Origin of the sequence: Streptomyces macrolidinus, from assembly GCF_023887685.1 — a bacterium.
Taxonomy (GTDB): Bacteria; Actinomycetota; Actinomycetes; order Streptomycetales; family Streptomycetaceae; genus Streptomyces; species Streptomyces macrolidinus.
In genome coordinates this window covers 93942-119598 of record NZ_JAMWMR010000020.1, presented here as the reverse complement: position 1 = coordinate 119598, position 25657 = coordinate 93942, and the positions used below count along the sequence as shown (strand labels likewise).

Below are 25657 nucleotides of genomic sequence, written 5' to 3'. Positions count from 1 at the left end.
GCCGACACGGAGGCCCGCGCGGAGACCTTGGCGGTGGCGCGCCGGGATACGGTACGACGGGTGAACCCGGCGCACCCCGGAGGGACTTCGTGGGGATCGAGAGCGACCAGTTGGTCTTCGACTACCTGAGCAAGGTCGGCGACCTGGCCCAGCAGCGACAGCTTCCGTCGGGCGCGCGCATGCGGCTCGTCTCCGGGCTGCGCCACGAGATCGACCGCAGTCGCGCGCAGTCCACGGCCGACAACCCGGCCGCCGTGCGCCGCATCCTCGACCGGCTCGGCACCCCCGACGAGGTCGTGGCCGCCGCGTCCACCGACAGTCCGGGCGCCGCCGCCCCGAGTCCCGTCGTCGACGTCCCAGCCCAGCGCGCGGACTCGGCGGACACCCGCCCCCGCGCCCGGGGCCTGCGCCGCGTCGTACCCCGCCCGCGCGCCGCCGAGCAGCCCCGGCCCGCCGACACCTCCGCGAGCGCCCCCTCCCCGCCCCACCTGGCCGGTGCGCACGAACTCGGGGACAGCGCCACGCGGCCCGACTGGTGGCGCACGGACGGCGGCAGCGCGTTCGGGCTCGGGGACAGCGTGCCGGGGTTCGTCGGCGGCCTGGAGGTTCCCGAACTGCTGAAGCCGCCGGTAGCGGACGAGGAGGCAGTTCCGGCCAAAGACAAGCAGGCCGAGGGGAAGACGGCCGACGAGGAGCCCACCGACGAGAAGCCCGCCACCGTCCCGCGCCCCCTGCTGCCCCGCCTCGGCCGCGGCCTCAGCGGCCGTCGCAACCCCCTGCTGCTGCTCGCCGCCCTGCTGCTGGTCGCCGGCGCGATCATGGGCAGCGTGATCGCCCTGGGCCTCGGCTGGCTCATCGCGTGGGCGTCCCGCAGGCTGACCCCCGCCGAATCCAAGTGGGCGGTCCTGGGCATGCCCGGCCTGGTGGCCGCAGCGGGCATCATCTGGCTCTGGGGCCGCACCGACCACCGCTGGGGCGACCCGATCGCCCAGGGCCAGATGTCCGACGCGATCACCCAGACCTGGCCGTGGGTCCTACGAGGCGCGGCCGTCGCGTCGGCCCTGTACCTGGCCTGGCGCTCACAACGCGAACGCTGAGGCGCGAGCGGTCGCGCCACGGCGGTCCGGCACTGCACGGCACGCGGCACGGCGGCGAGTCCCACGCGGCACGTGGCCAGGCGGCACGCCCTGCAGCGGCCCAGCCTGGCGGCACGCGGCACGGCGGTCCGGTTCCGCGCGGCTCGTCCCACGGCGGCACGCGGCACGCGGCACGGTGGTCCGGTGTCACGCGGCACGCGGCACGGCGGTCCGGTTCCGCGCGGCTCGTCCCACGGCGGCACGCGGCACGGTGGGCTGGTGTCACGCGGCATGCGGCATGGCGGCGGGTGCCACACGGCACGCGTTACGGGGGCGCGGTCCGGGCGGCGTGTGGCATGGCGGCACGGTCTGGGCGGCGTGTGCCACGTGGTGTGTCCACGGGGTGCGGACCCACGCGCTACGACCCCGGCAACCCACGACAAGATGCCGCCCCCGACAACCCGCCATCCATACGAAGGCGCCCTCCGCAGGGCAGGGAGAATGGTCCATATGACCTCTCGCGCCTTCACCGTCGGCTTCGACCTCGATATGACGCTGATCGACTCCCGGCCCGGCATTCATGCCTGCTTCCGGGAGCTGTCCGCTCGGACAGGGACCTATATCGATGCCGATCTGGCCATCACCCGGCTCGGGCCGCCGCTGCTGGACGAGTTGGTCAACTGGTTCCCTGAGGAGCGGATCGAGGCCATGGCCGACCTCTACCGCGAGATGTATTCGACCATCGCGATCACCGCGACGCCCGCCATGGCCGGCGCGCGCGAGGCGATCGAGGCCGTGCGGGCGGCGGGCGGGCGGGCGATCGTCGTCACCGCCAAGTACGCGCCCAACGCCGAGCTGCACCTGGAGCACCTCGGCATCGAAGCCGACGCGGTCATCGGCGACCTGTGGGCCGAGCGCAAGGCGGAGGCGCTGCTGGAGCACGGCGCGGCCGTCTACGTGGGCGACCACACCGGTGACGTCCGGGGCGCCCGGCGCGCCGACGCGTACTCCGTCGCCGTCGCCACCGGCCCCTGCCCCGCCGAGGAACTGCGGGACGCGGGCGCGGACGTCGTCCTGACCGACCTCACCGAGTTCCCCGCCTGGCTGACGTCGTACGCGTCCCGGTAGAACCGGGCCCCCGCCTACGATTTGGCGGCGCGGGCCCGCTTGCGGCCCTCCGCGATCGACTGGAGCAGCCCCGCCCCGGCCATCAGGAAGCCCACGGCCATGAGCATGCTCAGGCCGAACATATAGGTCGGGAAGGGCGTCGTGCCGAGCAGCATCGGGGCCACGGTGACCAGCGTGGCCACCGCTCCGAGGAAGAACACGATGACACCGGCACGGATCAGCCAATCACCGGCCGCCGGGGAATTCGCTTGGGTTTTGTCACGCACCCGACCAGGGTAGTTCCCAGCGCGAGGAACAACTCGGCGGCGTCTTGTCACCGGCCCCTGGACCATTAGCCTTGGTACCGGCGGGTCCGTGGCGACCCGCTGTAGTGCTATCCAGAGCTGTTTTGCACCGTGCAGACGCAGTTTCCGACGAGTACGAGGACGAGGACAGACGTGCCCACCGGCAAGGTCAAGTGGTTCAACAGCGAGAAGGGCTTCGGCTTTCTCTCCCGCGACGACGGCGGCGACGTCTTCGTCCATTCCTCGGTTCTCCCCGCCGGAGTCGACTCCCTGAAGCCGGGGCAGCGCGTGGAGTTCGGAGTGGTCGCCGGTCAGCGCGGCGACCAGGCGCTGTCCGTCAGCGTCCTGGATCCGACGCCCTCGGTCGCGGCGGCCCAGCGCAAGAAGCCGGACGAACTGGCCTCCATCGTCCAGGACCTGACGACGCTCCTGGAGAACATCACGCCGATGCTGGAGAAGGGCCGCTACCCCGACAAGGCCTCCGGCAAGAAGATCGCGGGCCTGCTGCGCGCGGTCGCCGACCAGTTGGACGTCTGACCAGGCCAGTCGGACATCCGACCGGCCAGTTGGACGACCGCGCGCGGGCGGATCAACGGATCAGCAGGTTCAGGGGAACGCGAGCGCGTTCGGGCCGAGGGGCGGCAGCAGCCCCTCGGCCGCCGCGCGCGTGAGCAGCCCCCGGATCGCGGCGTAACCGGACTCGCCGAGGTTCGCCGTGAACTCGTTGACGTACAGCCCGATGTGCTGGTCGGCCACCGCCGGGTCCATCTCCTGCGCGTGCGCCATGACATAGGGCCGCGAGACCTCGGGGTCGTCCCAGGCCATCCGTACCGACGTCCGTACGGACTCGGCGAGCAGCCGCAGCGTGTCCGCGCCCAGCGTGCGCCGGGCGATGATCGCGCCGAGCGGGATCGGCAGCCCGGTGGTCCGCTCCCAGTGCGCGCCCATGTCGGCGAGCTTGTGCAGACCGTAGTCCTGGTACGTGAACCGCGCCTCGTGGATGACGAGCCCCGCGTCGACCTTCCCGTCCCGCACCGCCGGCATGATCTCGTGGAACGGCATGACGACGATCTCGCCGACCCCACCGGGCACGGTGTCCGCGGCCCACAGCCGGAACAGCAGATACGCCGTCGACGTCTCGCTCGGCACGGCGACCGTGCGGCCCCTCAGGTCGGCCTCCGGCTCCCGGGTGAGCACCAGCGGACCGCAGCCCCGGCCCAGCGCCCCGCCGCACGGCAGCAGCGCGTACTCGTCGAGGACATGCGGCAGCACGCCGTACGACACCTTCAGCACATCGAACTCACCGCGCTCGGCCATGCCGTTGGTGATGTCGATGTCGGCGAAGGTGACGTCGAGCGGCGGCGCGCCCGGGACCCGGCCGTGCGCCCAGGCATCGAAGACGAAGGTGTCGTTCGGGCAGGGCGAGTAGGCGATCTTCAGGGGCGTGCTGGATGCGGTCATGCGGGGTTCCAACTCTCCAGGACAGGCGCGAGCTTCCCGAAGCCCTCGGTGAGTGCGGTCAGCGCGTCGCCGATGCGCCAGGCGGCGCGGTCGCGCGGGCCGACCGGATTGGAGACGGCGCGGACCTCCAGGACGGGGACGCCGTGCGCGGCGGCGGCCTCGGCGACCCCGAACCCCTCCATGGCTTCGGCGAGCGCGCGCGGATGGCGGGCGCGCAGTTCGGCGGCGCGGGCGGCGCTTCCGGTGGCGGTCGAGACGGTGAGGACGGTCCCGGTCAGGGCCCCGGTGGCGGCGGCGACCTCTCGTACGAGTGGCTGCGGCGGGCGATGGTTGACGGTTCCGAAGCCGAGCGCGGTGACCGGCAGGAAGCCGTCCGGGGTCTGCGCGCCGAGGTCGGCGGCGACGAGGTCGTCGGCGACGACGAGCGAGCCGACGGGCGCGTCGGGCGCGAAGCCGCCCGCGATACCGGCGCACACCACGAGGTCGTACGGGGCACCCCGCAGGGCCGCGGCGGTGAGCGCGCAGGCGGCGGAGGCCGCGGCGAGGGCGGGGCCGACGCCCGCGGCGATCAGGTCGAGGGTGCCGGTCCGGCGCAGGCTCACGCCGGGGAGCGCGACCTCTTCGGCCGGGGACGTGAGCGCCTCGGCCACCGCGTCCCGTTCGACGGGGACCGCGGTGGCCACGAGCACGCGCGGGGAGGACGTGGTCAGGAGGCCTTCTTGAACTTGAACGTCCACAGGCCCGTCATCGTGTTCTCGCCCTGCTTCACGGAGACGCGGGTCGAGCTGCCGCTGGCCCCGTACTGCGCGTTGAAGAACACGCTGCCCGGGATCGTGCGGTACGTCTTGGTGCTGGAGTCGGTCAGCGGCTGACCGTTCAGCAGGATCGTCCAGCCCTTGTCCGCGATGCTCGGGTCGACGCCGAAGCGGACCGTCTCGTCGGGGTCGATCGTGATCGACTGGACGTCCTTCGCCGTGAGGCACTTCGTCGCCTCGGCGGCGCTCACTGCCTTGCCGTCGTGGTAGCAGTCGGTCTGAGTGCTCACCGTGTTCGTGCCGACCGTGACGGTCGCCAGAGGCGTCGGCTTCTCACAGGCGGACAGCAGGAGGACTCCGGCGGAAACAGCGCCGAGGGCGGCTACGGTGCGGCGGGAACGCAGTGCGGTCATGGCCGAAGGTTATCGGGCGTGTCCAGTTCACTCCCCACGTGGGGTGTACGACGTGCCGCGCGCTCGTGCGATCAGGTGCCGTCGGTCCCACCGGCCAGGGAACCCGCGGCGGCGGTGCGCCGGGCCGAGGCGAGCAGCCCCCGTACGGTCGCGAGCCAGCCCGCCGCGACGATCGCGGACGCCACCGCGAGCCCCAGCATCCCGTTCAGCGGCAGCACGATGCCGACCGCGCCGCCCAGCACCGACGCCATCTGCAGCAGCGTCTCGGAGCGCGCGAACGCGGACGTACGGACCAGGTCCGGCACGTCCCGCTGGATCAGCGCGTCCAGCGACAGCTTGGCGAGGGCCTGCGCGAACCCGGCGACCGCCGACAGCAGCGCCACCATGAACAGGCTGAAGAAGAGCGCCGTGGTGAGCGCCGTGCCCAGCGCGCCCGCCACCACCGTCACGATGATCACTTCCGGTGCGCGCGCCTTCAGCCAGGCGCCGACCGCCGTGCCCAGCGCGTTGCCCGCGCCGGCCGCGACGCCCGCGATCCCCAGGGACACCGCCGCGCTCTGCCCGGCGAGCGGGTGCACCCGCAGCAGGAACGCCAGGAAGAAGATCAGGAAGCCGGTCAGACAGCGCACCGTGGCGTTGGCGGCCAGGGCGTGGGTGACGGCGGGCCCGACCGTGCGCAGTCCGGGCCGCGGCTGTCCCGTACCGCCCTTGCGCGTATGCGCGTGCGCGTGCCCGGTGCTCGCGGTGAGCAGCGCCGTGTCCTCGCCCTTGGCGGAGTCCACCTTCGGTGGCAGCGAGAACGACAGGATCGTTCCGGCGACGAACAGCGCGAAGGCGCCGAACAGCGGCCAGCTCGGGCCGATGGTGTGCAGCCCGGCGCCGAGCGGAGCCGCCAGACCGGTGGCGAGGAGACCGCCCAGCGTGACCCGGGAGTTGGCCTTCACCAGCGAGAAGCGGGGCGGCAGCAGCCGGGGCACCACCGCGCTGCGGATCACGCCGTAGGCCTTGGAGGCGACCAGGACACCGAGCGCCGCCGGATACAGCTCAAGGCTTCCGCTCGCGACCGCCCCGGAGATGACCAGTGCGAGCAGCGCACGCGCGAGCATGGCGCCCGCCATCGCCGCCCGGCGGCCGTGCGGCAGCCGGTCGAGGAGCGGGCCGATCACCGGGGCGAGGAGCGTGAACGGCGCCATGGTGATGGCGAGGTAGAGCGCCACGCGCCCGCGGGCCTCGTCCGTCGGCACGGAGAAGAACACGGTGGAGGCGAGCGCGACGGTGATCATGACATCGCCCGCGCCGTTCACCGCGTGCAGCTCGATCAGCTTGCCGAGGCCGGACTCGCCCGCGCCGTGCGCGAAGGTCGCCTTGCGGATGCCGCGGACCACGGCGACGAGAGGCAGCCGCAGGGCACGGCCGACCGCACGGACGGACCCGCCGAACCGGCCCGAACCGCCTTCTCGGCCACGCCCCTCCACCTCGTCGATCCCCGGGGCTTCATGGGACGACCTCGCCGCTGCCACCCCGTCATAGTGCCCTGAGAAGGGCGAGCGTGGTGAGGTGGCGGCGCGTCCGGGGTCCTGTGGTGTCGTACCGGCGGGCGTGGACAGGACCGGTGGTGGTGACTCGGTGTGGGCGCCGTGGCCCGGAGAAGGTAGCGTGCGTAGCGCGCCATGGCGGTTGTTCTCGGCCGCGCGCCTCTCGTCCATCCCTCAGAATGGGTGGTGTGGGTGCGCCCGAGCGCGATCGGGCGCGGGCGTAGACGCGGTCCCCGGGTCCGCTCCGTCCGCACCAAGCCGAAGAAAGACGCACCCGTGAGACGCGTAGGAGAGAAGCGATACCTGTGAGCGCAGCGACAACGCGAAGCCGCACCCCCGACCGCCTGTGCGCCGAGGCCGTCGACCTCGCCCGCGCTGCCGCCGAGGAGGTCGCCTGGCCCGGCGTCGTCGGCGAGCACGTCGAGGCGGTGGCCGAGGGCGACCGCGTTGTCACGCACTTCTTCGCCTGCGAGGAGCTGGGCTACCGGGGCTGGCGCTGGGCGGTGACCGTCGCGCGGGCGTCGCGCGCCAAGGTGGTCACGCTGGACGAGGCGGTGCTGCTGCCCGGCCCCGACGCGCTGCTCGCGCCCGAGTGGCTGCCCTGGAGCGAGCGGCTGCGCCCCGGCGACCTGGGCCCCGGCGACCTGCTGCCCACGGAGGCCGAGGACCTGCGCCTGGAGCCCGGATACACCGGCGCGGACGAGCCGCCGCCGAACTCCGCGGTCTCCGCGGAGATGGCCGAGCTGGCCGAGGCGGAGGACGCCGAGGTGACCGCCGAGGCCCCGGCGGACCTCCAGGTCGCCCCCTCGCGCGGCTCCATCGCCGCGGTCGCCGAGGAGCTGGGCATGCGCCGCGCCCGGGTCCTGTCCCGCTACGGGCTGCGCGCCGCGGCCGACCGCTGGGACGAGGCGTTCGGGGCGAAGACCCCGATGGCCCAAGCGGCCCCCGCCACCTGCGTGAGCTGCGGCTTCCTGGCGCCCGTCGGCGGCTCGCTGGGGCAGGCCTTCGGTGTGTGCGCCAACGAGTTCTCCCCGGCGGACGGCCGTCTGGTCTCCTTGGCGTACGGCTGCGGGGCCCACTCGGAGGCCGCGGTCATGCCGAAGCCGCCGCGGCCCGCCCCGCCGGTCGTCGACGAGACCAAGGTGGAGCCCTTCCCGCTGCGGCCCGCCCCGGACTCGGGCTCGGTCCCGGACACGGCGGACGAGTCGGGCGCCGAGCTGGGGCACTCGTAGACGCGCTCGTACGAGCACGCGCAGGGGGCGCGGCCCGCAGGGGCGCTCGTAGGGGACACATCCTCCGACGGCCGGACGGTACCTTCGTCCCGCGGTGAGCGGACGCGCGCCGCGAGAGGGAGAGTGAAAGCGTGAGCAAGTTCGTGCGGCCGGCCGCCGAAGGCGCGGACCCGTTCGGAACCGCCCGCCTGCGACGCGGGGTGCTGGACGCCTGGGCGACCAGCCCGGCCCGGTTCCGCGAGGACGCCAACGCCGAGGAGGACCTCGTACTCGGCGGGTACCGCGACCGGCTGGTGGTCGAACTCGCGCAGAACGCCGCCGACGCGGCGGCCCGCGCGAAGGTGCCCGGACGCCTCAGGCTCACCCTGCGCGACGGCGTGCTCATCGCCGCCAACACCGGGGCGCCCCTCGACGCGGCGGGCGTCGAGTCGCTGTCCACGCTGCGGGCCTCCGCCAAGCGCGACACCCACGACGCGGCCGTCGGCCGCTTCGGCGTCGGCTTCGCCGCCGTCCTCGCGGTCAGCGACGAACCCGCCGTCGTCGGCCGCCACGGAGGCGTCCGCTGGTCCCTGGCCGAGGCCCACGAGCTGGCCGGCGAGACCGCCCGCCACAGCCCCGGCCTCGGCGACGAGATCCGCCGCCGCGACGGACACGTACCGCTGCTGCGGCTGCCGTTCGCCGCCGAGGGCACCGCCCCCGACCCGTACGACACCGTCGTCATCCTCCCGCTGCGCGACACGGCCGCCGCCGACCTCGCCGAGCGGCTCCTCGGCGCGGTCGACGACGCCCTTCTGCTCGCCCTGCCCGGCCTGGCGGAAGTCGTCCTCGAGATCGGCGACCGGGCGCCGCGCACCCTGCGCCGCCGCGTCGACGGCGCCGACACCGTCATCGAGGACTCGGACGAGGGCACCACCCGCTGGCGGACCGTCTCCCACCACGGCCCCCTCACCCCCGACCTGCTCGCCGACCGCCCGGTCGAGGAGCGGCTGCGCCCCCACTGGTCCCTCACCTGGGCCGTCCCCACCGACGCCGACGGCACCCCGGCCCGGCCGCGCACCGCACCCGTCGTGCACGCGCCGACCCCCAGCGACGAGAGGCTCGGCGTGCCCGCCCTGCTGATCGCCTCCTTCCCGCTGGACCCCAGCCGCCGCCACGCCGCCCCGGGCCCGCTCACCGACTTCCTGGTGGAGCGCGCCGCCGACGCCTACGCTGAACTCCTCGCCGCCTGGCGCCCGGTGACCCCGGGCGTCCTCGACCTGATCCCGGGCCCGCTGGGCGCGGGCGAGCTGGACGGCGCCCTGCGCCGGGCCGTCCTCGAACGGCTGCCGCGCACCGCGTTCCTGCCGCCCGCGAACGCGCCCGGCGAGGACGACGAGCTGCCCGAGGCGCTGCGCCCCCGCGACGCCGAGATCGTCGAGGGCGCCGGTGCCGAGACCGTGCGGGTCCTCGCCGAGGTGCTGCCAAGCCTGCTGCCCGCGGGCCTCGAACGCCGCGTGGAACTGCGGACGTTGGGCGTCGCCCGGCTGCCGCTGACCGAGGCGGTCGACCGCCTCGCGGGCCTGGAGAAGGAGCCCGACTGGTGGTGGCGGCTGTACGACAGCCTGGCCGGGGTCGACCCCGACCGGCTCTCCGGGCTGCCGGTGCCGCTGGCCGGGGACACCTCCTCGCCCGAGTTCGGCATGAGCGCGGGGCGGACGACCATCGGGCCCCGGCAGGTGCTGCTGCCGACCTTCGACGGGCCGCCGGTGGCTCCCGAGGCCCTGGTCCGGCTCGGCCTGAAGATCGCCCACCCGGACGCCGTCCACCCTCTCCTGGAGAAGCTCGGCGCCCTCCCGGCCACCCCGCGCGCCGTGCTCACCACCCCCCAGGTGCGCGCCGCCGTCGCCGCCTCCCTGGAGGACGAGGGCCCCGGCTGGGACCAGGAGGGCCTGGACGCCGAGGAGTTGGCCGACACCGTGCTCGCCCTCGTCCGTGAGGCGGGCCTCGAACCCGGTGACGAGCCCTGGCTCGGCGCCCTCGCGCTGCCCGACGAGGACGGCGAACTCGCGCCCGCCGGAGAACTCGTCCTGCCCGGCAGCCCGTTCGCGAGCGTCATGCGCGAGGGCGAACTCGCCTTCGTGGACGCCGAACTGGCCGAGCGCTGGGGCGAACAGCCGCTGACCGCCTGCGGGGTGCTCGCCACCTTCGCGCTCGTCCGCGCCACCGACGTCGTCCTCGACCCGGACGAACTGGAGCCCCGCGACACGGACTTCGCCGAACCCGACGACATCGGGCTGCTGGACGCCGTCGACGTGTGGTGCGAGGACGTCCTGGACCGGCTGCAGTTGTCACTGTCGCCGCGCAGCGGCGCCGATGAGGGGTGGTGGTCGGGAGACGGGCGGGCCCCGGTCCCGCCGGTGGCGACCGAGATCGTGGCCGTACGCGACCTCGACCTCGTCGACGACGACCGCTGGCCGCAGGCCCTCGCCCTGCTCTCCCGGCCGCCGCTGCGCGACGCGCTCACCCAGCCCGTGCGGATCCTGCTGCCGGACGGCACCCACGAGGTCGTACGGCCGTACGCCGCCTGGTGGTTGCGCGGCCACCCCGTCCTCGGCGGCCGTCGCCCCGCCGGACTGCTCGCCTCCGGTGGCGACCCGCTGCTGCGCGGTCTGTACGAGGAGGCGGACGCCGCCGGGTTCGAGGACGAGCAGGTGCTACGGGCCCTCGGCGTACGGACCTCGGTCGCCGCGCTCCTCGAAGAGCCCGGCGGCGCCGCCGAGTTGCTCGACCGGCTCGCCGACCCCGAGCGGCACATCTCCGCCTCCCAACTGCACGCCCTCTACGGCGCGTTGGCCGACCTCGACCCGGAACAGGTGACCCTGCCGGACGAGTTGCGCGCGGTGGTCGACGGGCGGGTGACCGTCGTGGACGCCGCCGACGCCGTGGTGGTCGACTCACCGGACCTGCTGCCCTTCACCGAGGGCGTCCCGCTGCTGCTGGTGCGCCCCGCGCGGGCCGCCGATCTCGCCGAGCTGTTCCAGGTGCGGCGGCTGAGCGAGTCGGTCTCGGGCGTGGTGACCTCCGAGGGCACCGAGCACGACGTACCGGAGTCGGTACGGGTGCTGCTCGGAGCGGCGACCCCGGCGTCGTACGTCGAACACGAGGAACTCGTCGTGGACGGTGTGGAGATCGACTGGCGGCTCACCTCGGACGGGGTGCTGCACGCCGCCACCCTGGAGGGCGTCGCCGCGGGGCTCGCCTGGGCGGCGGGCCAGTGGCCGCGCCGCTTCGAGGTCGCGGCCCTGCTGGAGGACCCCTCCCGCACGGAGGAGCTGGCCCGGGACCGCTGGTTCGACTGAGATCCGGGCCGGCGGTCTGCCGAGGGTCCCTCGGCCGGGGCCGACCGGGGGTCTAAACGTCCCTTCGAAAGAACTTCACATCGCCATACAACTCTTCACGTCCGTCGCCGGTCTGTTTCGGCGGAGCCCATCGGCTCCGCCGAAACAGACTGGTACGCGGACGCCCTAGACCAGCCCCGCGTGCCCTTTCCACGTGGGGAACACACATGCGCATTCGTGCCTCCGTCGCCGTTGTGACCGGCGCTCTGGCTCTCACAGCCCTCGCCGTTCCGGCCGCGCAGGCCGCCGACGCCCCGGGCGTCGGCGCGCTCGCCCGCAGCGTCTCGCCGTCGGCGGGCAAGTCGGCCGCCGACGAGTCCTACGGCGACACCAAGATCTCCAACGTCGTCGTCAACGGGGGCAAGGCGGTCGTCCTCGGCACCACCACGAAGAAGACCTTCACGGTCACCTTCACGGCCTCCGACAACTCCGGCATCGCGGACGCGTATGCCATCCTGTGGCACGGCTCGACCATGGACAAGAGCGACAACGGCGTCCTGCCGAACGAGGACAGCGCCACCTGCACCAAGGTCAACGCCACGACCTCGAACTGCAAGCTGACCTACACGGTCAAGGCGAACTACGACCTGCTCAACGCGCATGCGGGCACCTGGAAGGTCTGGGCGGGCGCGCAGGGCAAGGACGAGGACTACGTCCTGAAGGACAACGCCAAGAGTTTCTCCGTGCAGCGCGCCTCCCAGCTCACCGTGAACGCGGCGCCGGAGCCGGTGAAGAAGGGCAAGACCATCACGGTGACGGGCAAGCTGTCCCGCGCCAACTGGGAGACCGAGAAGTACGCGGGCTACACCGTCCAGCCGGTGAAGCTGCAGTTCCGCAAGAAGGGCAGCAACACCTACACCACCGTCAAGACCATCAAGAGCGACAGCAAGGGCAACCTGAAGACCACGGTCAAGGCGTCCACGAGCGGCTACTACCGCTACTCCTTCGCGGGCACCTCGACCACCCCGGCGGTCAACGCCGCGGGTGACTACATCCAGGTCAAGTAACCCTCAGGCGGGGAAGCGGCGGTCGACCCACTTCCACAGGAACTCCAGGACGGCCGCCGCCACCACCGCGACACCCACCGCGATCCACGGGATCGTCACCCCGACCAGCTTCAGCGCGAAGAACTCCTGGAGCGAGGGCACGGCCAGGACGCACAGGAACGCCGCGCCCATCGAGGCCACGAGCCCGATCCGCCACCAGGTGTAGGGCCGGGCGATGATCGCCAGCACCCACAGCGAGATCAGGAACAGGGTCAGCGTCGCCGCGCTGGTCTGCGCCTCCAGCGCACCCGGGCCCGCGTAGTGGCGGCGGGCGACCAGATACATGACGAAGGTGGCGGCCCCCGCCACGACCCCGCCCGGGATCGCGTACCGCATCACCCGCCGTACGAAGTGGGGCTTGGCGCGTTCCCGGTTGGGGGCCAGCGCCAGGAAGAACGCCGGGATGCCGATCGTCAGGGTCGACAGCAGCGTCAGGTGCCGGGGCAGGAACGGATACTCCACCTGCGAGATCACCACCAGCAGCGCCAGCAGCACCGAGTACACGGTCTTCACCAGGAAGAGCGAGGCGACCCGGGTGATGTTCCCGATCACCCGCCGGCCCTCGCCGACCACCGACGGCAGCGTGGCGAAGCTGTTGTTCAGCAGCACGATCTGGGCCACGGCACGTGTCGCCTCCGAGCCCGACCCCATCGAGACACCGATGTCGGCGTCCTTGAGCGCGAGGACGTCGTTCACGCCGTCACCGGTCATCGCGACCGTGTGCCCGCGCGACTGGAGCGCGCCCACCATGTCCCGCTTCTGCTGCGGCGTGACCCGCCCGAACACGGTGCCCTTGTCCAGCGACTTCGCCATCTCCACCTGGTTCTCGGGCAACCGGCGGGCGTCCAGGACCTCGCCGGACAGACCGAGCTTCCCGGCCACCGCGCCCACCGACACCGCGTTGTCGCCGGAGATCACCTTGGTGCGCACGTTCTGCTCGGCGAAGTAGCGCAGCGTCTCGGCGGCGTCCGGGCGCAACCGCTGCTCCAGGACGACGAGGGCGGTGGGCCGGGCGCCCTCCTTGACCAGGGGGTCGTCCAGCTCGCGGGTGGCGCGGGCCAGCAGCAGCACGCGCAGGCCCTGTTCGTTGAGCCGCGCGGTCTCCTCCAGCGCCGGGTCGTCGGGGCCCAGCAGGACGTCCGGGGCGCCGAGCAGCCACGTGCTGGACTCGCCGTCGCCCTCGCTGAAGGAGGCGCCGCTGTACTTGCGGGCGGAGGAGAAGGGCAGCGCTTCGGTGCAGCGCCAGTCCTCGCTGTCCGGGTAGGCGTCGATGATCGCCTGGAGGGAGGCGTTGGGGCGCGGATCGGCCTCGCCGAGCGCGCCGAGCACCTTGCGTACGTACGTCTCGTCGGCGCCCTGGAGCGGGCGCAGCTCGCTGACGTCCATGCCGCCCTCGGTGAGCGTGCCCGTCTTGTCCAGACAGACGGTGTCGACGCGGGCGAGCCCCTCGATCGCGGGCAGCTCCTGGACGAGGACCTGCTTGCGGCCCAGGCGTATGACGCCGATCGCGAAGGCCACGGAGGTCAGCAGGACGAGCCCCTCGGGGACCATCGGCACGATGCCGCCGACCGTCCGGGCCACGGAGTCCTTCAAGCCGTGCCGCTGGACGACCAGTTGGCTGATGACCAGGCCCAGCGCGGTCGGGATCATCATCCACGTCACGTACTTGAGGATCGTGGAGATACCGGTGCGCAGTTCGGAGTCGACGAGCGTGAAGCGGCTCGCCTCCTCGGCGAGCTGGGCGGCGTAGGCCTGTCGGCCGACCTTGGTGGCCCGGAACGCGCCGCCCCCCGCGACCACGAAGCTGCCCGACATGACGTGGTCGCCGGAGCGCTTGACGACGGGATCGGCCTCGCCGGTCAGCAGCGACTCGTCGATCTCCAGCCCGTCGGCCTCGACACAGACGCCGTCGACCACGACCTTGTCGCCGGGCCCGATCTCGATGATGTCGTCCAGCACGATCTCGGACGTGCCGATCTCGGCCGCCACCCCGTCACGGCGCACCGTCGGCCGCGCCTCGCCGATCACGGCGAGCGAGTCCAGGGTCTGCTTGGCGCGCCACTCCTGGATGATGCCGATCCCGGTGTTGGCGATGATCACGTAGCCGAACAGGCTGTCCTGGAACGGCGCCACGAACAGCATGATCAGCCAGAGCACACCGATGATCGCGTTGAAGCGGGTGAAGACGTTGGCCCGGACGATCTCGCCGAGGGAGCGGCTGCTGCGGACGGGTACGTCGTTGATCTGGCCGCGGGCGACCCGTTCGGCCACCTCGGCCGCGGACAGTCCCCGGGTCGGTCCCGGCAGGGGAGCGGGGTGCACGGGATCGAGCTCGGCGTCCGCGTCGATGTGCGTCATGCATTCGACGGTACGTGGCGATATGAGCGTTCACCCGTCGAGGGTCCCGAAGTTCGGCCCCGGCCGGAGTGCTCTCGCGCGATGGGGGTACCCGCTCGGCTGCTGCCCGGCTACTGCTCGGAGGCCGCGCGCTTGAGCGCCGCGTCGCGGGCGCGGACGTACCAGATGCCGAGACAGCCGAGGCCGGCGCCCGTGAGGCAGGTCCACAGCCACCAGGTGTGTCCATGGGAGTCGAACCAGCCATAGAACGGGAGCTGCACCAGGAAGAGGACGAACCAGAGGATCGTGCCGCCGGTGATGGTGGCGACCACGGGGCCCTCGAGGGGCTCCGGCGCCGGGTGCCTGGGGGTCCACTTCGCCATGCGCTCAGCTTACGAGGAGGGCGTACGGGTGTGGGGCCGACCCCGCGTTCGGCCGCTGATTCCAAGGGTCTACGCGCGGAGATGGCGATCTCGGCCTTATATGTTCATACTGAAACGGTTTGAGTCTGGCCAGGTATGTTCGTAGGAAACACCAAAAGAGGCAAGGGGGAGTCCTCCGGTGGTGTACGGACTGGCGAGACTCGAGCGCGTTGTCAGGTCCCCTGAAGATCCCCGCAGTATTGAGGTCACGCATGCCCACCCCGGCCCCCGCCTCGGTCCCCGTCCAGGACCAGCCGCCGGGCACCCCGTCCCCCTCGGGTGCCCTCGACCGCTTCTTCAAGATCTCCGAGCGGGGCAGCACCCTGCCCCGTGAGATCCGGGGTGGTTTCGCCACCTTCTTCGCGATGGCCTACATCATCGTGCTGAACCCGATCATCCTCGGCAGCGCGAAGGACATGTACGGGCACCAGCTCGACCACGGTCAGCTCGTCACCGCGACCGCCGTGACCGCCGCCTTCACCACGCTGCTCATGGGTGTGATCGGCAACGTTCCGATCGCCCTCGCGGCCGGCCTCGGTGTGAACACGGTCGTCGCGCTGCAGCTCGCCCCGCGCATGTCCTGGCCGGACGCGATGGGCATGGTCGTCCTCGCGGGCATCGTGGTGATGCTGCTGGTCGCCACGGGTCTGCGGGAGCGCGTGATGAACGCCGTGCCGCTCGGCCTGCGCAAGGGCATCTCGATCGGTATCGGCCTGTTCATCATGCTGATCGGTCTCGTGGACTCCGGCTTCGTCAGCCGTATCCCGGACGCCGCGCACACCACGGTCCCGCTCCAGCTCGGCGGCGACGGCCACCTCAACGGCTGGCCGGTCCTGGTCTTCGTCCTCGGTGTCCTGCTGACCCTCGCGCTGATCGTCCGCAAGGTGCCGGGCGCGATCCTGATCTCCATCGTCGGCATGACCGTCCTCGCGGTGATCGTCAACGCCGTCGCCAAGGTCCCGTCCTGGGGTCTGACCGTCCCGAAGTGGCCCGGCAACCCGGTCGCCACCCCGGACTTCGGCCTGCTCGGCAAGGTCAGCCTGTTCGGCGGCTTCGAGAAGGTCGGCGCGCTCACCGGCATCCTCTTCGTCTTCACGGTCCTGCTGTCGTGCTTCTTCGACGCGATGGGCACGATCATGGCCGTCAGCGACGAGGCCAAGCTGACCAACGCCGAGGGCGAGATGCCCGGCATGAACAAGGTCCTGCTCGTGGACGGCCTCGCGGTCTCGCTCGGCGGTGCCAGCTCCTCCTCGGCCACCACCTGCTTCGTGGAGTCCACGGCGGGCGTCGGCGAGGGCGCGCGCACCGGCTTCGCGAACATCGTCACGGGCGCGCTCTTCACGGTGGCGCTCTTCCTCACCCCGGTCGCCACCATGGTCCCGTCGCAGGCGGCCACCCCGGCGCTGCTGGCGGTCGGCTTCCTGATCCTGTCGACCTCCATCAAGGAGATCGACTGGGCGGACTACACGATCGCGATCCCGGCGTTCGTGACGATGCTGATGATGCCGTTCACCTACTCGATCACCAACGGCATCGGCATGGGCTTCATCACCTTCGTGGTGCTGCGCCTGGCCGCGGGCCGCGGCCGGGAGGTCCCGGCCGCGATGTACGTGGTGTCGGGGGTCTTCGCCTTCTACTACCTGATGCCGGCGCTCGGTCTGACCTGATCCGCCGGTGGGCGCCCGCCCGAGCTGTCCCCCGGGTCGGGCGCCCCGTAGAACCTCTCCGTCTCCTCGACGGCGGCCTGGAACCGCTCGTCGAAGTCATGGCGAACGAGCGTCCGGACGACATAGTCCTGGACGCTCATTCCTCTTTTGGCGGCATGGAACCGGAGCCGGTCGAGCAGTTCCCGGTCCACCCGCACACTGAGCACTTCGCTCTCCATGGGTACGAGGGTCGCCCGATCCGGGCGGGCGGTGCGGCGCGTTCCGGTCCGGGATCACTCGTACGGGTGATCTGATGCCGCGCGGAGATTCTGCTGTGGACGCGCGTGGGCGTGCGTGGGCGCGCGGCCGTGCGCGTCTGTGCGCGGGCGCACACGCGTAAGTGGCGGGAGTCACCCGTTGAGCGGTGGTCTTTAGCAAAAGTAATGAGTTACGCTAAAGAGCATGGCTGACCTTACCCATGGCGATGACGCCGCCGCCGTGAATGCCCTGCATTCCGCGGTGATGCGCCTGTCGCGCCGCATCAAGCACCAGCGGGTCGACGAGTCGCTGAGCCCGACGGAGATGTCGGTGCTCGCCACCCTCGCCCGCTGCGGCTCCGCCACGCCGGGCGAACTCGCCCGCAGGGAGCATGTCCAGCCGCCGTCGATGACCCGCATCGTGGCGCTGCTGGAGAGCAAGGAGCTGGTCAGCCTGGAGTCGCACCCCGAGGACCGGCGCCAGAAGGTGGTCACGCAGACCGAGCGGGCCGAGGCGATGCTCGAGGAGAGCCGCCGCAAACGGAACGCATGGCTGGCCGGACTGGTCGAGCGTCTGGACGACGACGAGTGGGAGACGCTCCGCGCCGCCGCCCCCGTCCTCGAGAAGCTCGCGCACCTGTGATCGCACGCACGGCCGCGGCAGCGGCGCATCGGCGCCGGATGCCGCGGCCGTGCTCCGCCCCCGCCCCGGCGTACGCGGTCCCCGCCCGCGTACGTAGTACGTACCCCGTCAACCGTTTCGACCGTTCGAGCTGAAAGAGGAGGCGAACCCCTTTGAGTACGGGAATCGGACCAACTTCCGTGCCCGCACCTGCCGCCCACAACTCCCCGTCCGCCCCCGAGCCCCGTAAGTCCTCGATGTTCAGCTCGCTGCGCATCCGGAACTACCGGCTCTTCTTCCTCGGCCAGGCCGTCTCCAACACCGGCACCTGGATGCAGCGCATCGCCCAGGACTGGCTGGTGCTGAGCCTGACCGGCTCCTCCACCGCCGTCGGTGTCACCACGGCGCTCCAGTTCCTGCCGATGCTGCTCTTCGGGCTGTACGGCGGCGTGCTCGTCGACCGGCTGCCCAAGCGTCCCGCCCTGCTGGTCACCCAGTCCGCGATGGGTGCCACGGGCCTGTTCCTCGCCGTCCTGACCCTCACCGGCCATGTCCAGGTCTGGCACGTCTACGTCGCCGCGTTCGCCGTCGGACTCGCCACGGTGGTCGACAACCCCGCCCGCCAGTCCTTCGTCTCCGAGATGGTCGGCCCCGGTCAGTTGCAGAACGCGGTCAGCCTGAACTCGGCGAACTTCCAGTCCGCCCGCCTGGTCGGCCCCGCCGTCGCGGGCCTCCTGATCACCGGCGTCGGCACGGGCTGGGCCTTCCTGCTGAACGGCCTGTCCTTCCTCGCGCCCATCGTCGGCCTGCTGCTCATGCGCGCCCGTGAGCTGCATGTCGTGGAGCGCGCCCCGCGCGGCAAGGGCCAGCTCCGCGAGGGCCTGCGCTATGTCGCCGGGCGCCCGGAGCTGATCTGGCCGATCGTCCTCGTCGGCTTCATCGGCACGTTCGGCTTCAACTTCCCGGTGTGGCTCTCGGCCTACGCGGACGACGTCTTCCACTCCGGCGCCGGTGCCTACAGCCTCTTCAACACCCTGATGGCGATCGGCTCCGTGGCCGGTGCGCTGCTCGCCGCCCGCCGTGGCACGGCCCGGCTGCGCGTCCTGATCGTGGCCGCGATCGCCTTCGGTGTGCTGGAGGTCGTGGCCGCCGTGGCCCCGGAGCTGTGGCTGTTCTCGCTGCTGATGATCCCGATCGGCGTCTTCGGCCTGACGGTGAACGTCACCGCGAACACCGCGGTCCAGATGGGCACGGATCCGGCGATGCGCGGCCGGGTCATGGCCCTGTTCATGATGGTCTTCGTGGGCGGTACGCCGCTCGGGGCGCCCGTGGTCGGCTGGGTCACGGACGCGTACGGCGCCCGGGTCGGCTTCGCCCTCGGCGGTCTGATCTCGGCCGCCGCGGCCGTGACCATCGGCCTGGTCCTGGCCCGCTCGGGCGGCCTGCGCCTGGCGGTGGGCTGGCATCAGGGGCATCCGCGGGTGCGGTTCGTGCCGCGGGAGCGGGTGGCCGTACCGGCGTGACCAGGCCGGACGCGCCGACCGAGGGGGCGCCGCGGGTGGCCGCCCCCTCGGTTCGGTGCCTTGGTCCCGTGTCATACGCGGTCATACGCGCCGCGCCAGCACCTGCCCCGGCCACTGGTCGTCCCCGAAGGTGAAGGTCTCGGTCCGGGTGAAGCCGTGGCGCTCGTAGTAGGCGACGAGTTTGCCGTCGTCGCCCGCGTAGCAGTCCACGCGCAGCAGCGAGACGCCCGCGCGTCGGGTCTCCTCGGCGGCATGGGCGAGCAGCGCGGCGCCGACGCCACGGCCCGTGAAGCGGTGGTCGGCGGCGAACAGATGGATATAGCGCTCGGGCTCGTCCACGGCGGCGATGTAGTCACCGGGCGCTGGGGAGAGGGTGAGCGTGCCCGCGGGGACGCCGTCGATCTCCGCGATCCAGGGAGTGCCCGCCGCCACATGGCGGTGCACCGCCTCCACGGCGCGTGGCCGCGCCGACCAGGGCTGGGTGCCCCACTGCCGGGTGCGCCCCTGTGAGACGAGCCATTCGACGGCGCCGTCGAGCAGACCGAGGACGACGGGAACGTCGGCGGTGGACCCTTCGCGTATCCGTGTGATCGCCATGCCGTCCATCATGGGGGTATGAGACTCTTCGCCGCGGTGGTTCCCCCGAGTTCCGTGATCGGTGAACTGGAGCCGGTCGCACGTGGCCTTGAGGGGATGCCCGGAGCCGAGCGGCTGCGCTGGACGGGGCGGCCGGGCTGGCACTTCACGCTCGCCTTCTACGGCGAGGTGGCCGAGGAGGTCGTCCCCGAGCTGTCGGAGCGGCTGGCGCGGGCGGCCCGGCGTACGGAGCCGTTCCGGCTGGCTCTCGGCGGTGGCGGGCACTTCGGGGGCCGCACGCTGTGGGTGGGCGCGAGCGGGGACACGGGCGTGATGGGGCTGCTGGCCGACCGCGCGGAGGCCGCGGCGCGCAAGGCGGGCGTGGAGACGGGGGAGTACCGCCCCTACCGCCCGCATCTGACCCTGGCCCGCAGCCGACGGCACTCCGAGGATCTGCGGCCGTACGTCGCCGCGCTGGACGGGTTCGCCGGGCGCGAGTGGACGGTCGGGGAGCTGTGCCTGATCCGCAGCCGACTGCCGGAGGCGGGGGTTCCGGGGGAGCAGCCCCGGTACGAGACGGTGGAGCGGTGGGCGCTCGGGGCCGGTGGATGAGGCTGAGCGGCGGGGGGCTCGCGGCGGGCGGACGAGGTGGAGCGGCGAGGGCTTGCGGCGGGGGCTCCGAGCAGGCGAGTGACAAGAGCCGGTTAGTCTCGATGTGTGGACCCGAAGACCCGTAACCGGATCATGGCCGGTGTGCTTGTGCTGATGTTCGTGGTGGTGGCGATGTCGGCGGCCGTCGGCAGGTAGCGAACACACCGGTCGGCGGACGACCGCTCGGCACCCCAGGGCCCTCTCGCACCCCGGTCGATGACCGAGCGGCCCGCCACTCCCAGGCAGCCCCGGCCCGGGCTACCAGGCGAAGGCCTCGGGCGAGGGCCCCGGCCCCGGGAAGATCTCGTCAAGACCGTCCAGAACCTCCTCCGACAGCTCCAGCCGGACCGCGCGCAGCGCCGACTCCAGTTGCTCCGCCGTACGCGGGCCGACGATCGGCCCGGTGACGCCGGGGCGGGTCAGCAGCCAGGCGAGAGCGGTCTCGCCGGGTTCCAGGCCGTGCCCCGCGAGCAGGTCCTCGTAGGCCTGGATCTGTGTGCGCACGGCGGGGTCCTTGAGGACGTCGGCGGCCCGGCCGCCGGCCCGGCGCCCGCCCGTGGCCTGCTTCTCGATGACGCCGCCGAGCAGCCCGCCGTGCAGCGGCGACCACGGGATCACCCCGAGCCCGTAGTCCCGCGCGGCCGGGATGACCTCCATCTCGGCGCGGCGCTCGAAGAGGTTGTAGAGGCACTGCTCGCTGACGAGCCCGTAGGAGCCGCGCCGCGCGGCGGTCTCGTTGGCCTGGGCGATCTTGTAGCCGGGGAAGTTGCTGGAGCCCGCGTAGAGGATCTTCCCCTGCTGGACCAGTACGTCGATGGCCTGCCAGATCTCCTCGAAGGGGGTGCTGCGGTCGATGTGGTGGAACTGGTACAGGTCGATGTGGTCGGTGCGCAGCCGCCGGAGGCTGGCGTCGACCGCGCGGCGGATGTTGACCGCGGAGAGCTTGTCGTGGTTCGGCCAGGCCTCGCCGTCCGGGCTCATATCGGCGTACACCTTCGTGGCGAGGACCACCTTCTCGCGGCGATCGCCGCCCTGGGCGAACCAGTTGCCGATGATGCTCTCGGTACGGCCCTTGTTCTCGCCCCAGCCGTACACGTTGGCGGTGTCGAAGAAGTTGATGCCCGCGTCCAGCGCCGTGTCCATGATCGCGTGGCTGTCGGACTCGTCGGTCTGCGGGCCGAAGTTCATGGTCCCGAGGACGAGTCGGCTGACCTTGAGTCCTGTGCGTCCGAGCTGCGTGTACTTCATGGTCGTCATGGTCGTCCAGCAAACGGCGTGGAGTGCGCTCCAAGCAAGGCGCGCCCCTCACGCGTACGGGCGTGCGCGCGCCCCGGGTCACGGGACTTCACTCGCACGGGCCCGCGTCCCGAGCGTCCCGCCACGTGGGGCGACACGCTGGGTGCATGCCGCACCCCCACCGGATCCGCGCCACAGCTCTGACCATCGCCGCCCTTCTGCCCGTACTCCTCACCGGCTGCGCCCGTGACCCGGGCCTCGCGCACGGGGGTCCGCTGGGGCAGCGGCTGGGCTGGAAGGACTGTCCCGTGCCGTCGGTGGCACAGGGCGACGGCGGCGCCCCCTCACCGCTGCCGGACGGCACCCGGTGGCAGTGCGCGACCATGAAGGCGCCCCTGAACTGGGACGACCCCAGGAGCGGCACGATCGACATCGCGCTGATCCGGGCGAAGGCCAGCGGTGACCCGAGCCGCCGCATCGGCTCGCTCGTCTTCAACTACGGTGGCCCCGGCGAATCCGGCGTCACGGCGCTGCCCTCCTTCGGCCAGGACTACGCGGCCCTGCGCACCCGTTACGACCTGGTGAGCTTCGACCCGCGCGGGGTCGGCCGCAGCGCGGGCGTGAAGTGTCTGAACGATCAGCAGTTGGACGCGTTCTTCCAACTGGACGCGATGCCGAGGACAGCCGAAACGCAGCGCGTGTTCCTGGACAGCACCAAGCGATTCAACCAGGCCTGCCGACTGCACTCCGGCAGGGTGCTGCCGTATCTGCGGACGACCGACACGGCCCGCGACTTGGACCTGATGCGCCAACTCCTGGGCGACCGGAAGCTGCACTACTTCGGTGTCTCGTACGGCACCGAACTCGGCGGTGTCTACGCGCACTTGTTCCCGCGGAACGTCGGACGGGCCGTGCTCGACGCGGTGGTGGACCCGACGCTGACCCCGGAACAGGCCGCGCTCGCACAGGCCGGGGGCTTTCAACTGGCGTTCGGCAACTACGCTCGGGACTGCGTCGCGAAGAGCGCGGGATGCCCGGTCGGCAGCACCCCGAAGGACGTCGAGAACCGCCTCACCGGACTGCTGAATGATCTGGACCGCAAGCCCCTCCCCGGCGTATCCCCCCGCCGGTTGACCCGAAGCGCCGCGCTCGACGGCGTCCTGGAGGCCCTGTACTCCAAGAACTCCTGGCCCTCCCTCACCGAGGCGCTGCGACGGGCGTACGCGGGCGACGGCAGGCCGCTGATGCTGCTGGGGGACTCGATGAACGAGCGTGACGAGAAGGGCCGTTACAGCAACGACTCCGCCGCGGAGGTCGCCATCAACTGCGCGGACGACAAGCCGCGTTACACCACCGCCGACGTGGAGGCGAAGCTGCCGCGATTCCGGGCCGCCTCCCCGCTGTTCGGCGACTTCCTGGCCTGGAACCTGATCAGTTGTGCCGGCTGGCCGATGAGGGGAGCCGTCTACCACCCGGACGTACACGCACCCGGCGCCGGTCCGATCCTCCTGATCGGCAACACAGGTGACCCCGCCACTCCGTACGACGGCACACGGAGGATGGTGAACGCGCTGGGCAAGGGAGTCGGCGTCGAGCTGACGTACAGGGGCCAGGGACACGGCGCGTACTACAGCAAGAACACATGCGTACGGGACACGGTGAACCGCTACCTGCTGGACGGGGCGGTCCCGGCGACCGGCACGGTCTGCTCCTAGGGTGTCCTAGTCGCGAGGGAAGTCATCGGTCTTGAGGACGAGGCCCAGCGGAGTGGTGGTCATGTCGACATCCGCACCGAAGGCCACCAGCAGTTCGGTGAGATAGTCGCCGTTCTTGGGCTGGGTGAAGAGGTGACAGCGGCCCTGGTAGGGGTCGGCGATAAGGTAGACGGGTACCTCGGCGGTGGCGTAGGCGGTCTTCTTCGGGCCGTAGTCGTTGGCGGCCGTGCTCTTGGAGATGACCTCGGCGACGAACTCGACGTCCTGGTACTGCCAGTGGCCCTTGTCGTCCTCCCGCGCCGAGTCCTTGAGCATGGCGACATCCGGGCAGAAGCCGTTCTCGTCGCCCGGGAAGTCGATTCGAACGTCCGTGAACGCCATGACCTCTCTCCCGAATCTGTCCTCAAGGGCCCAGAGGATCCGGCGGATGATCTGCCAATGCGTGTTTCGCTGCGGCGTCATGAAGACATTGCCCCCGACGATCTCGACCCTGAATCCTTCGGGGACGGGCATGTGCTCAAGACGCTCGAACCACTCGTCCAGACGCTCGGTGCTGGCGTCGGCGTCGGCCATCTCGATCCTGTCGTCAAGGACGGTCACGGTCGCGCTCCTCCCCGGCTACCCGTGAACAGGTGCAGCCGCGCAGTACAACGATACGCATGGTGACCGGGTCACGCCGGGAATCGGTCAGCTCGTTCCGGCCGCCGCATACGGCTGACCGAAGTCCCATGCCTGGTGCATGGCCTCCGCGAACGCCGCCGCGATCTTGTGCTCGCCGCTCGCGTTCGGGTGCGTGCCGTCGTAGGTGTCGCGGTGGAAGTCGTAGTCCGCCGGGGGAGTGGCCAGGAGCAGCGGGGAGCGGGGCTCGTCCAGGTCGGCGACGGCCTTCGCGAGGAGGTCGTTGAAGAGGGCCACCTGCGCGGCGAACGACTCGTCCGCCTCGGCCCGTATGTTCGGGATCACCGGCAGTACGACCATGCGCAGCCGCGGGTTCGCCGTGCGCGCCTGCGTCACGAAGGCCCGTACGTTCTCGGCGGTCTGCTCCGCGTTCGTGTAGAAGCCCAGGTCGATCAGGCCGAGGGAGACGAGCAGCACGTCCGCCCGCGAGGTCCGTACGGCCTCGGCTATCAACGGCGCCATGTGCAGCCAGCCCTCGCCCCAGCCCGCGAGATGCGTGCGCGGGAAGTCCGGCTCGGCGTAGGCGTACGACGTCGGCGCGTCCGCGACCTTGTCGTACAACGTCTCACGCGGGCCGACGAGCTTGCAGGGCCCGTTGTACGTTGCGCACAGGTGCTGCCACAGCCGGTAGCGCCAGGTGTGTTCGCCCGCGCTGCCGATCGTCATGGAGTCGCCTACGGGCATGAACCTGAGCACCGCTCAATGATGGTCGATCACACGCGCGCGTGGGGCGTGAGGTCCGCCACGCGCGCGTGCGGGCAGGGAAAGGGGCAGTTCAGGGTTCGGGTCAGTCGTCGAGCGCCTGGTAGAGCGTGGTCCAGAAGTCGTGGATGAGCTGTGCCGGTGCCGGGAGGGACAGCCCCACCTGGGTCAGCAGGACGCCGACGACTCCGTTGTGCGGGTCGGCGTAGGCGGTGGTGCCGGTACCGCCGTCCCAGCCGAACTGGCCGACCGGCGCGTAGTCGCCGCGGTAGGTGCGTACGGCCATGCCGTAGCCCCAGCCGCCGTGCTGTCCCTGGCCGAAGGAGATGTGGACGTTGTTGCGGGCCAGGTCGCTGCGGGCGGCCTGCTGCGCGGGGGTGAGGCAGTTGGTGGTCATCAGCTCCACGGCCGGCCGGGACAGGATGCGTTCGCCGTCGTGCGTCCCGTGGTTCAGCAGCATCCGGAAGTAGGCGTGGTAGTCGTCGACGGTGGAGACAAGACCACCACCGCCCGACGGGAACGCCGGAGGCGTGCTGTACTGCCCGCCCACCGCCTCGTCCCACACGGTGAACTCCCCGGTCTCAGGGTTCGGCGTGTAGCACGGCGGCAGTCGGTCGATCTTGTCGGCGGGCACATGGGAGGCAGGCTCACCCAGTCCGAGCGCCGGCAGATCGCGACGGGGCTGGCCGACGGCCTGGCCTACGCCGAGATCGCCCGCCGTCTCGACCGTCCGACCTCCACGATCACGCGCGAGGTGACACGCAACGGCGGCCCCACCGCCTACCGCGCCGACCTGGCCCACCGCGCCACCCAACAGCGCACCCACGGACGCAGACAGGCCGCACCCCGAGGGGCACAGGCATCCCCGCAGCCCTACGGCCGCGACGCCCAGGCCGTGCACGACTATCAGGAGGCGCTCACCACCGTCTACATGATCTCGGGACTGCCCAAGTTGACTTCCTCCCCCTCCTGAAGGAGGGGGATT

The 25657-nt window shown here is 71.7% G+C and carries 24 protein-coding genes and 1 pseudogene; 12 read left to right on the top strand and 13 right to left on the bottom strand.

The window, feature by feature from the left end; genetic code table 11:
- Positions 1 to 89: 89 nt before the first annotated feature.
- Together NGF19_RS21470 and NGF19_RS21465 are read left to right on the top strand one after the other, a co-directional pair.
- Complete coding sequence (locus NGF19_RS21470; RefSeq protein WP_252426692.1) at positions 90 to 1097, top strand: hypothetical protein; 1008 nt, start codon at positions 90 to 92, stop codon at positions 1095 to 1097.
- A gap of 489 nt (positions 1098 to 1586) precedes the next feature.
- Positions 1587 to 2204 (top strand): HAD family hydrolase, encoded by a 618-nt coding sequence (locus NGF19_RS21465; protein WP_372505710.1) that lies wholly within the window; start codon positions 1587 to 1589, stop codon positions 2202 to 2204.
- A 14-nt stretch (positions 2205 to 2218) separates the two neighbouring features.
- On the opposite strand, the gene NGF19_RS21460 is transcribed toward NGF19_RS21465, so the two are convergent.
- Positions 2219 to 2470, bottom strand: coding sequence for a hypothetical protein (locus NGF19_RS21460; protein WP_252426690.1), 252 nt, complete (start codon positions 2468 to 2470; stop codon positions 2219 to 2221).
- 171 nt (positions 2471 to 2641) lie between these two features.
- Here NGF19_RS21460 and NGF19_RS30750 point away from each other — a divergent pair, with 171 nt between their 5' ends.
- Entirely contained in the window at positions 2642 to 3025 is a 384-nt protein-coding gene (locus NGF19_RS30750) for a cold-shock protein (protein WP_308288507.1), read from the top strand.
- A 69-nt stretch (positions 3026 to 3094) separates the two neighbouring features.
- Here the strand turns inward: NGF19_RS30750 and NGF19_RS21450 are convergent, their stop codons facing one another.
- From NGF19_RS21450 to NGF19_RS21435, 4 genes are all read right to left on the bottom strand, one after another.
- Positions 3095 to 3949 (bottom strand): 1,4-dihydroxy-6-naphtoate synthase, encoded by an 855-nt coding sequence (locus tag NGF19_RS21450; protein ID WP_252426689.1) that lies wholly within the window; start codon positions 3947 to 3949, stop codon positions 3095 to 3097.
- Positions 3946 to 4686: a futalosine hydrolase gene (locus NGF19_RS21445; RefSeq protein ID WP_252426688.1), complete on the bottom strand. Its 741-nt coding sequence runs from the start codon at positions 4684 to 4686 to the stop codon at positions 3946 to 3948. Before NGF19_RS21445 ends, NGF19_RS21450 begins: the two co-directional genes overlap by 4 nt.
- Positions 4656 to 5117 carry a DUF2771 domain-containing protein gene (locus NGF19_RS21440; protein WP_252426687.1) on the bottom strand — a complete coding sequence of 154 codons (462 nt, stop codon included), beginning with the start codon at positions 5115 to 5117 and terminating at the stop codon, positions 4656 to 4658. The genes NGF19_RS21445 and NGF19_RS21440 overlap by 31 nt, the downstream gene beginning before the upstream one ends.
- A gap of 71 nt (positions 5118 to 5188) precedes the next feature.
- Positions 5189 to 6637, bottom strand: coding sequence for an MFS transporter (locus tag NGF19_RS21435; RefSeq protein WP_252426686.1), 1449 nt, complete (start codon positions 6635 to 6637; stop codon positions 5189 to 5191).
- A gap of 320 nt (positions 6638 to 6957) precedes the next feature.
- Here NGF19_RS21435 and NGF19_RS21430 point away from each other — a divergent pair, with 320 nt between their 5' ends.
- The 3 genes from NGF19_RS21430 (at position 6958) to NGF19_RS21420 (ending at position 12268) form a co-directional block, all read left to right on the top strand.
- Positions 6958 to 7884: a DUF3027 domain-containing protein gene (locus tag NGF19_RS21430; protein WP_252426685.1), complete on the top strand. Its 927-nt coding sequence runs from the start codon at positions 6958 to 6960 to the stop codon at positions 7882 to 7884.
- 131 nt (positions 7885 to 8015) lie between these two features.
- Positions 8016 to 11222 carry a sacsin N-terminal ATP-binding-like domain-containing protein gene (locus NGF19_RS21425; RefSeq protein WP_252426684.1) on the top strand — a complete coding sequence of 1069 codons (3207 nt, stop codon included), beginning with the start codon at positions 8016 to 8018 and terminating at the stop codon, positions 11220 to 11222.
- Positions 11223 to 11428: 206 nt separating this feature from the next.
- Positions 11429 to 12268: a DUF5707 domain-containing protein gene (locus tag NGF19_RS21420; protein ID WP_252426683.1), complete on the top strand. Its 840-nt coding sequence runs from the start codon at positions 11429 to 11431 to the stop codon at positions 12266 to 12268.
- A gap of 3 nt (positions 12269 to 12271) precedes the next feature.
- Here the strand turns inward: NGF19_RS21420 and NGF19_RS21415 are convergent, their stop codons facing one another.
- Together NGF19_RS21415 and NGF19_RS21410 are read right to left on the bottom strand one after the other, a co-directional pair.
- Complete coding sequence (locus tag NGF19_RS21415; RefSeq protein ID WP_252426682.1) at positions 12272 to 14665, bottom strand: cation-translocating P-type ATPase; 2394 nt, start codon at positions 14663 to 14665, stop codon at positions 12272 to 12274.
- A 110-nt stretch (positions 14666 to 14775) separates the two neighbouring features.
- The gene (locus NGF19_RS21410; protein ID WP_252426681.1) at positions 14776 to 15027 is read right to left on the bottom strand and encodes a DUF2530 domain-containing protein; all 252 of its coding nucleotides are present in this window, start codon (positions 15025 to 15027) and stop codon (positions 14776 to 14778) included.
- 251 nt (positions 15028 to 15278) lie between these two features.
- Between NGF19_RS21410 and NGF19_RS21405 the strand changes: the two genes are divergently transcribed.
- Positions 15279 to 16733, top strand: coding sequence for an NCS2 family permease (locus tag NGF19_RS21405; protein WP_252426680.1), 1455 nt, complete (start codon positions 15279 to 15281; stop codon positions 16731 to 16733).
- Here the strand turns inward: NGF19_RS21405 and NGF19_RS21400 are convergent.
- Complete coding sequence (locus NGF19_RS21400; RefSeq protein WP_252426679.1) at positions 16703 to 16951, bottom strand: ribbon-helix-helix protein, CopG family; 249 nt, start codon at positions 16949 to 16951, stop codon at positions 16703 to 16705. The two genes, NGF19_RS21405 and NGF19_RS21400, sit on opposite strands and share 31 nt — an antisense overlap.
- A gap of 223 nt (positions 16952 to 17174) precedes the next feature.
- On the opposite strand from NGF19_RS21400, the gene NGF19_RS21395 reads away from it, so the two are divergent.
- Together NGF19_RS21395 and NGF19_RS21390 are read left to right on the top strand one after the other, a co-directional pair.
- Positions 17175 to 17612, top strand: a complete 438-nt coding sequence (locus NGF19_RS21395; RefSeq protein ID WP_252426678.1) for a MarR family winged helix-turn-helix transcriptional regulator — start codon at positions 17175 to 17177, stop codon at positions 17610 to 17612.
- Positions 17613 to 17764: 152 nt separating this feature from the next.
- Positions 17765 to 19114 carry an MFS transporter gene (locus NGF19_RS21390; protein ID WP_252426677.1) on the top strand — a complete coding sequence of 450 codons (1350 nt, stop codon included), beginning with the start codon at positions 17765 to 17767 and terminating at the stop codon, positions 19112 to 19114.
- An 81-nt stretch (positions 19115 to 19195) separates the two neighbouring features.
- On the opposite strand, the gene NGF19_RS21385 is transcribed toward NGF19_RS21390, so the two are convergent.
- The gene (locus NGF19_RS21385; protein ID WP_252426676.1) at positions 19196 to 19711 is read right to left on the bottom strand and encodes a GNAT family N-acetyltransferase; all 516 of its coding nucleotides are present in this window, start codon (positions 19709 to 19711) and stop codon (positions 19196 to 19198) included.
- An 18-nt stretch (positions 19712 to 19729) separates the two neighbouring features.
- Between NGF19_RS21385 and thpR the strand changes: the two genes are divergently transcribed.
- Positions 19730 to 20302, top strand: a complete 573-nt coding sequence (gene thpR, locus NGF19_RS21380; protein ID WP_252426675.1) for an RNA 2',3'-cyclic phosphodiesterase — start codon at positions 19730 to 19732, stop codon at positions 20300 to 20302.
- Positions 20303 to 20599: 297 nt separating this feature from the next.
- On the opposite strand, the gene NGF19_RS21375 is transcribed toward thpR, so the two are convergent.
- Complete coding sequence (locus tag NGF19_RS21375; RefSeq protein WP_252426674.1) at positions 20600 to 21589, bottom strand: aldo/keto reductase; 990 nt, start codon at positions 21587 to 21589, stop codon at positions 20600 to 20602.
- A 155-nt stretch (positions 21590 to 21744) separates the two neighbouring features.
- Between NGF19_RS21375 and NGF19_RS21370 the strand changes: the two genes are divergently transcribed.
- Entirely contained in the window at positions 21745 to 23292 is a 1548-nt protein-coding gene (locus NGF19_RS21370; RefSeq protein WP_252426673.1) for an alpha/beta hydrolase, read from the top strand.
- A 6-nt stretch (positions 23293 to 23298) separates the two neighbouring features.
- Here NGF19_RS21370 and NGF19_RS21365 read toward each other — a convergent pair whose 3' ends face one another.
- The 3 genes and pseudogenes from NGF19_RS21365 to NGF19_RS21355 all read right to left on the bottom strand — a co-directional run.
- Positions 23299 to 23892, bottom strand: a complete 594-nt coding sequence (locus NGF19_RS21365; protein ID WP_252426672.1) for a Uma2 family endonuclease — start codon at positions 23890 to 23892, stop codon at positions 23299 to 23301.
- Positions 23893 to 23979: 87 nt separating this feature from the next.
- On the bottom strand, positions 23980 to 24666 hold the full coding sequence (locus NGF19_RS21360) for an SGNH/GDSL hydrolase family protein (RefSeq protein WP_252426671.1): 687 nt from the start codon (positions 24664 to 24666) through the stop codon (positions 23980 to 23982).
- A gap of 91 nt (positions 24667 to 24757) precedes the next feature.
- Positions 24758 to 25312, bottom strand: a pseudogene (locus NGF19_RS21355) (serine hydrolase domain-containing protein); the annotation flags it as partial.
- Here NGF19_RS21355 and NGF19_RS21350 point away from each other — a divergent pair.
- Positions 25307 to 25645 (top strand): helix-turn-helix domain-containing protein, encoded by a 339-nt coding sequence (locus NGF19_RS21350; protein ID WP_505016634.1) that lies wholly within the window; start codon positions 25307 to 25309, stop codon positions 25643 to 25645. The pseudogene NGF19_RS21355 and the gene NGF19_RS21350 sit on opposite strands and share 6 nt — an antisense overlap.
- The last annotated feature ends 12 nt before the right edge of the window (positions 25646 to 25657 follow it).

What these genes read in the sequence shown, in the direction of transcription:
- NGF19_RS21465 (WP_372505710.1), top strand. Translation starts at nt 1,587, where the DNA reads ATGACCTCTCGCGCCTTCACCGTCGGCTTCGACCTCGATATGACGCTG.
- NGF19_RS21450 (WP_252426689.1), bottom strand. Translation starts at nt 3,949, where the DNA reads ATGACCGCATCCAGCACGCCCCTGAAGATCGCCTACTCGCCCTGCCCG.
- NGF19_RS21440 (WP_252426687.1), bottom strand. Translation starts at nt 5,117, where the DNA reads ATGACCGCACTGCGTTCCCGCCGCACCGTAGCCGCCCTCGGCGCTGTT.
- NGF19_RS21420 (WP_252426683.1), top strand. Translation starts at nt 11,429, where the DNA reads ATGCGCATTCGTGCCTCCGTCGCCGTTGTGACCGGCGCTCTGGCTCTC.
- NGF19_RS21415 (WP_252426682.1), bottom strand. Translation starts at nt 14,665, where the DNA reads ATGACGCACATCGACGCGGACGCCGAGCTCGATCCCGTGCACCCCGCT.
- NGF19_RS21410 (WP_252426681.1), bottom strand. Translation starts at nt 15,027, where the DNA reads ATGGCGAAGTGGACCCCCAGGCACCCGGCGCCGGAGCCCCTCGAGGGC.
- NGF19_RS21405 (WP_252426680.1), top strand. Translation starts at nt 15,279, where the DNA reads ATGCCCACCCCGGCCCCCGCCTCGGTCCCCGTCCAGGACCAGCCGCCG.
- NGF19_RS21400 (WP_252426679.1), bottom strand. Translation starts at nt 16,951, where the DNA reads ATGGAGAGCGAAGTGCTCAGTGTGCGGGTGGACCGGGAACTGCTCGAC.
- NGF19_RS21395 (WP_252426678.1), top strand. Translation starts at nt 17,175, where the DNA reads ATGGCTGACCTTACCCATGGCGATGACGCCGCCGCCGTGAATGCCCTG.
- NGF19_RS21385 (WP_252426676.1), bottom strand. Translation starts at nt 19,711, where the DNA reads ATGGCGATCACACGGATACGCGAAGGGTCCACCGCCGACGTTCCCGTC.
- thpR (WP_252426675.1), top strand. Translation starts at nt 19,730, where the DNA reads ATGAGACTCTTCGCCGCGGTGGTTCCCCCGAGTTCCGTGATCGGTGAA.
- NGF19_RS21375 (WP_252426674.1), bottom strand. Translation starts at nt 21,589, where the DNA reads ATGAAGTACACGCAGCTCGGACGCACAGGACTCAAGGTCAGCCGACTC.
- NGF19_RS21370 (WP_252426673.1), top strand. Translation starts at nt 21,745, where the DNA reads ATGCCGCACCCCCACCGGATCCGCGCCACAGCTCTGACCATCGCCGCC.
- NGF19_RS21350 (WP_505016634.1), top strand. Translation starts at nt 25,307, where the DNA reads ATGGGAGGCAGGCTCACCCAGTCCGAGCGCCGGCAGATCGCGACGGGG.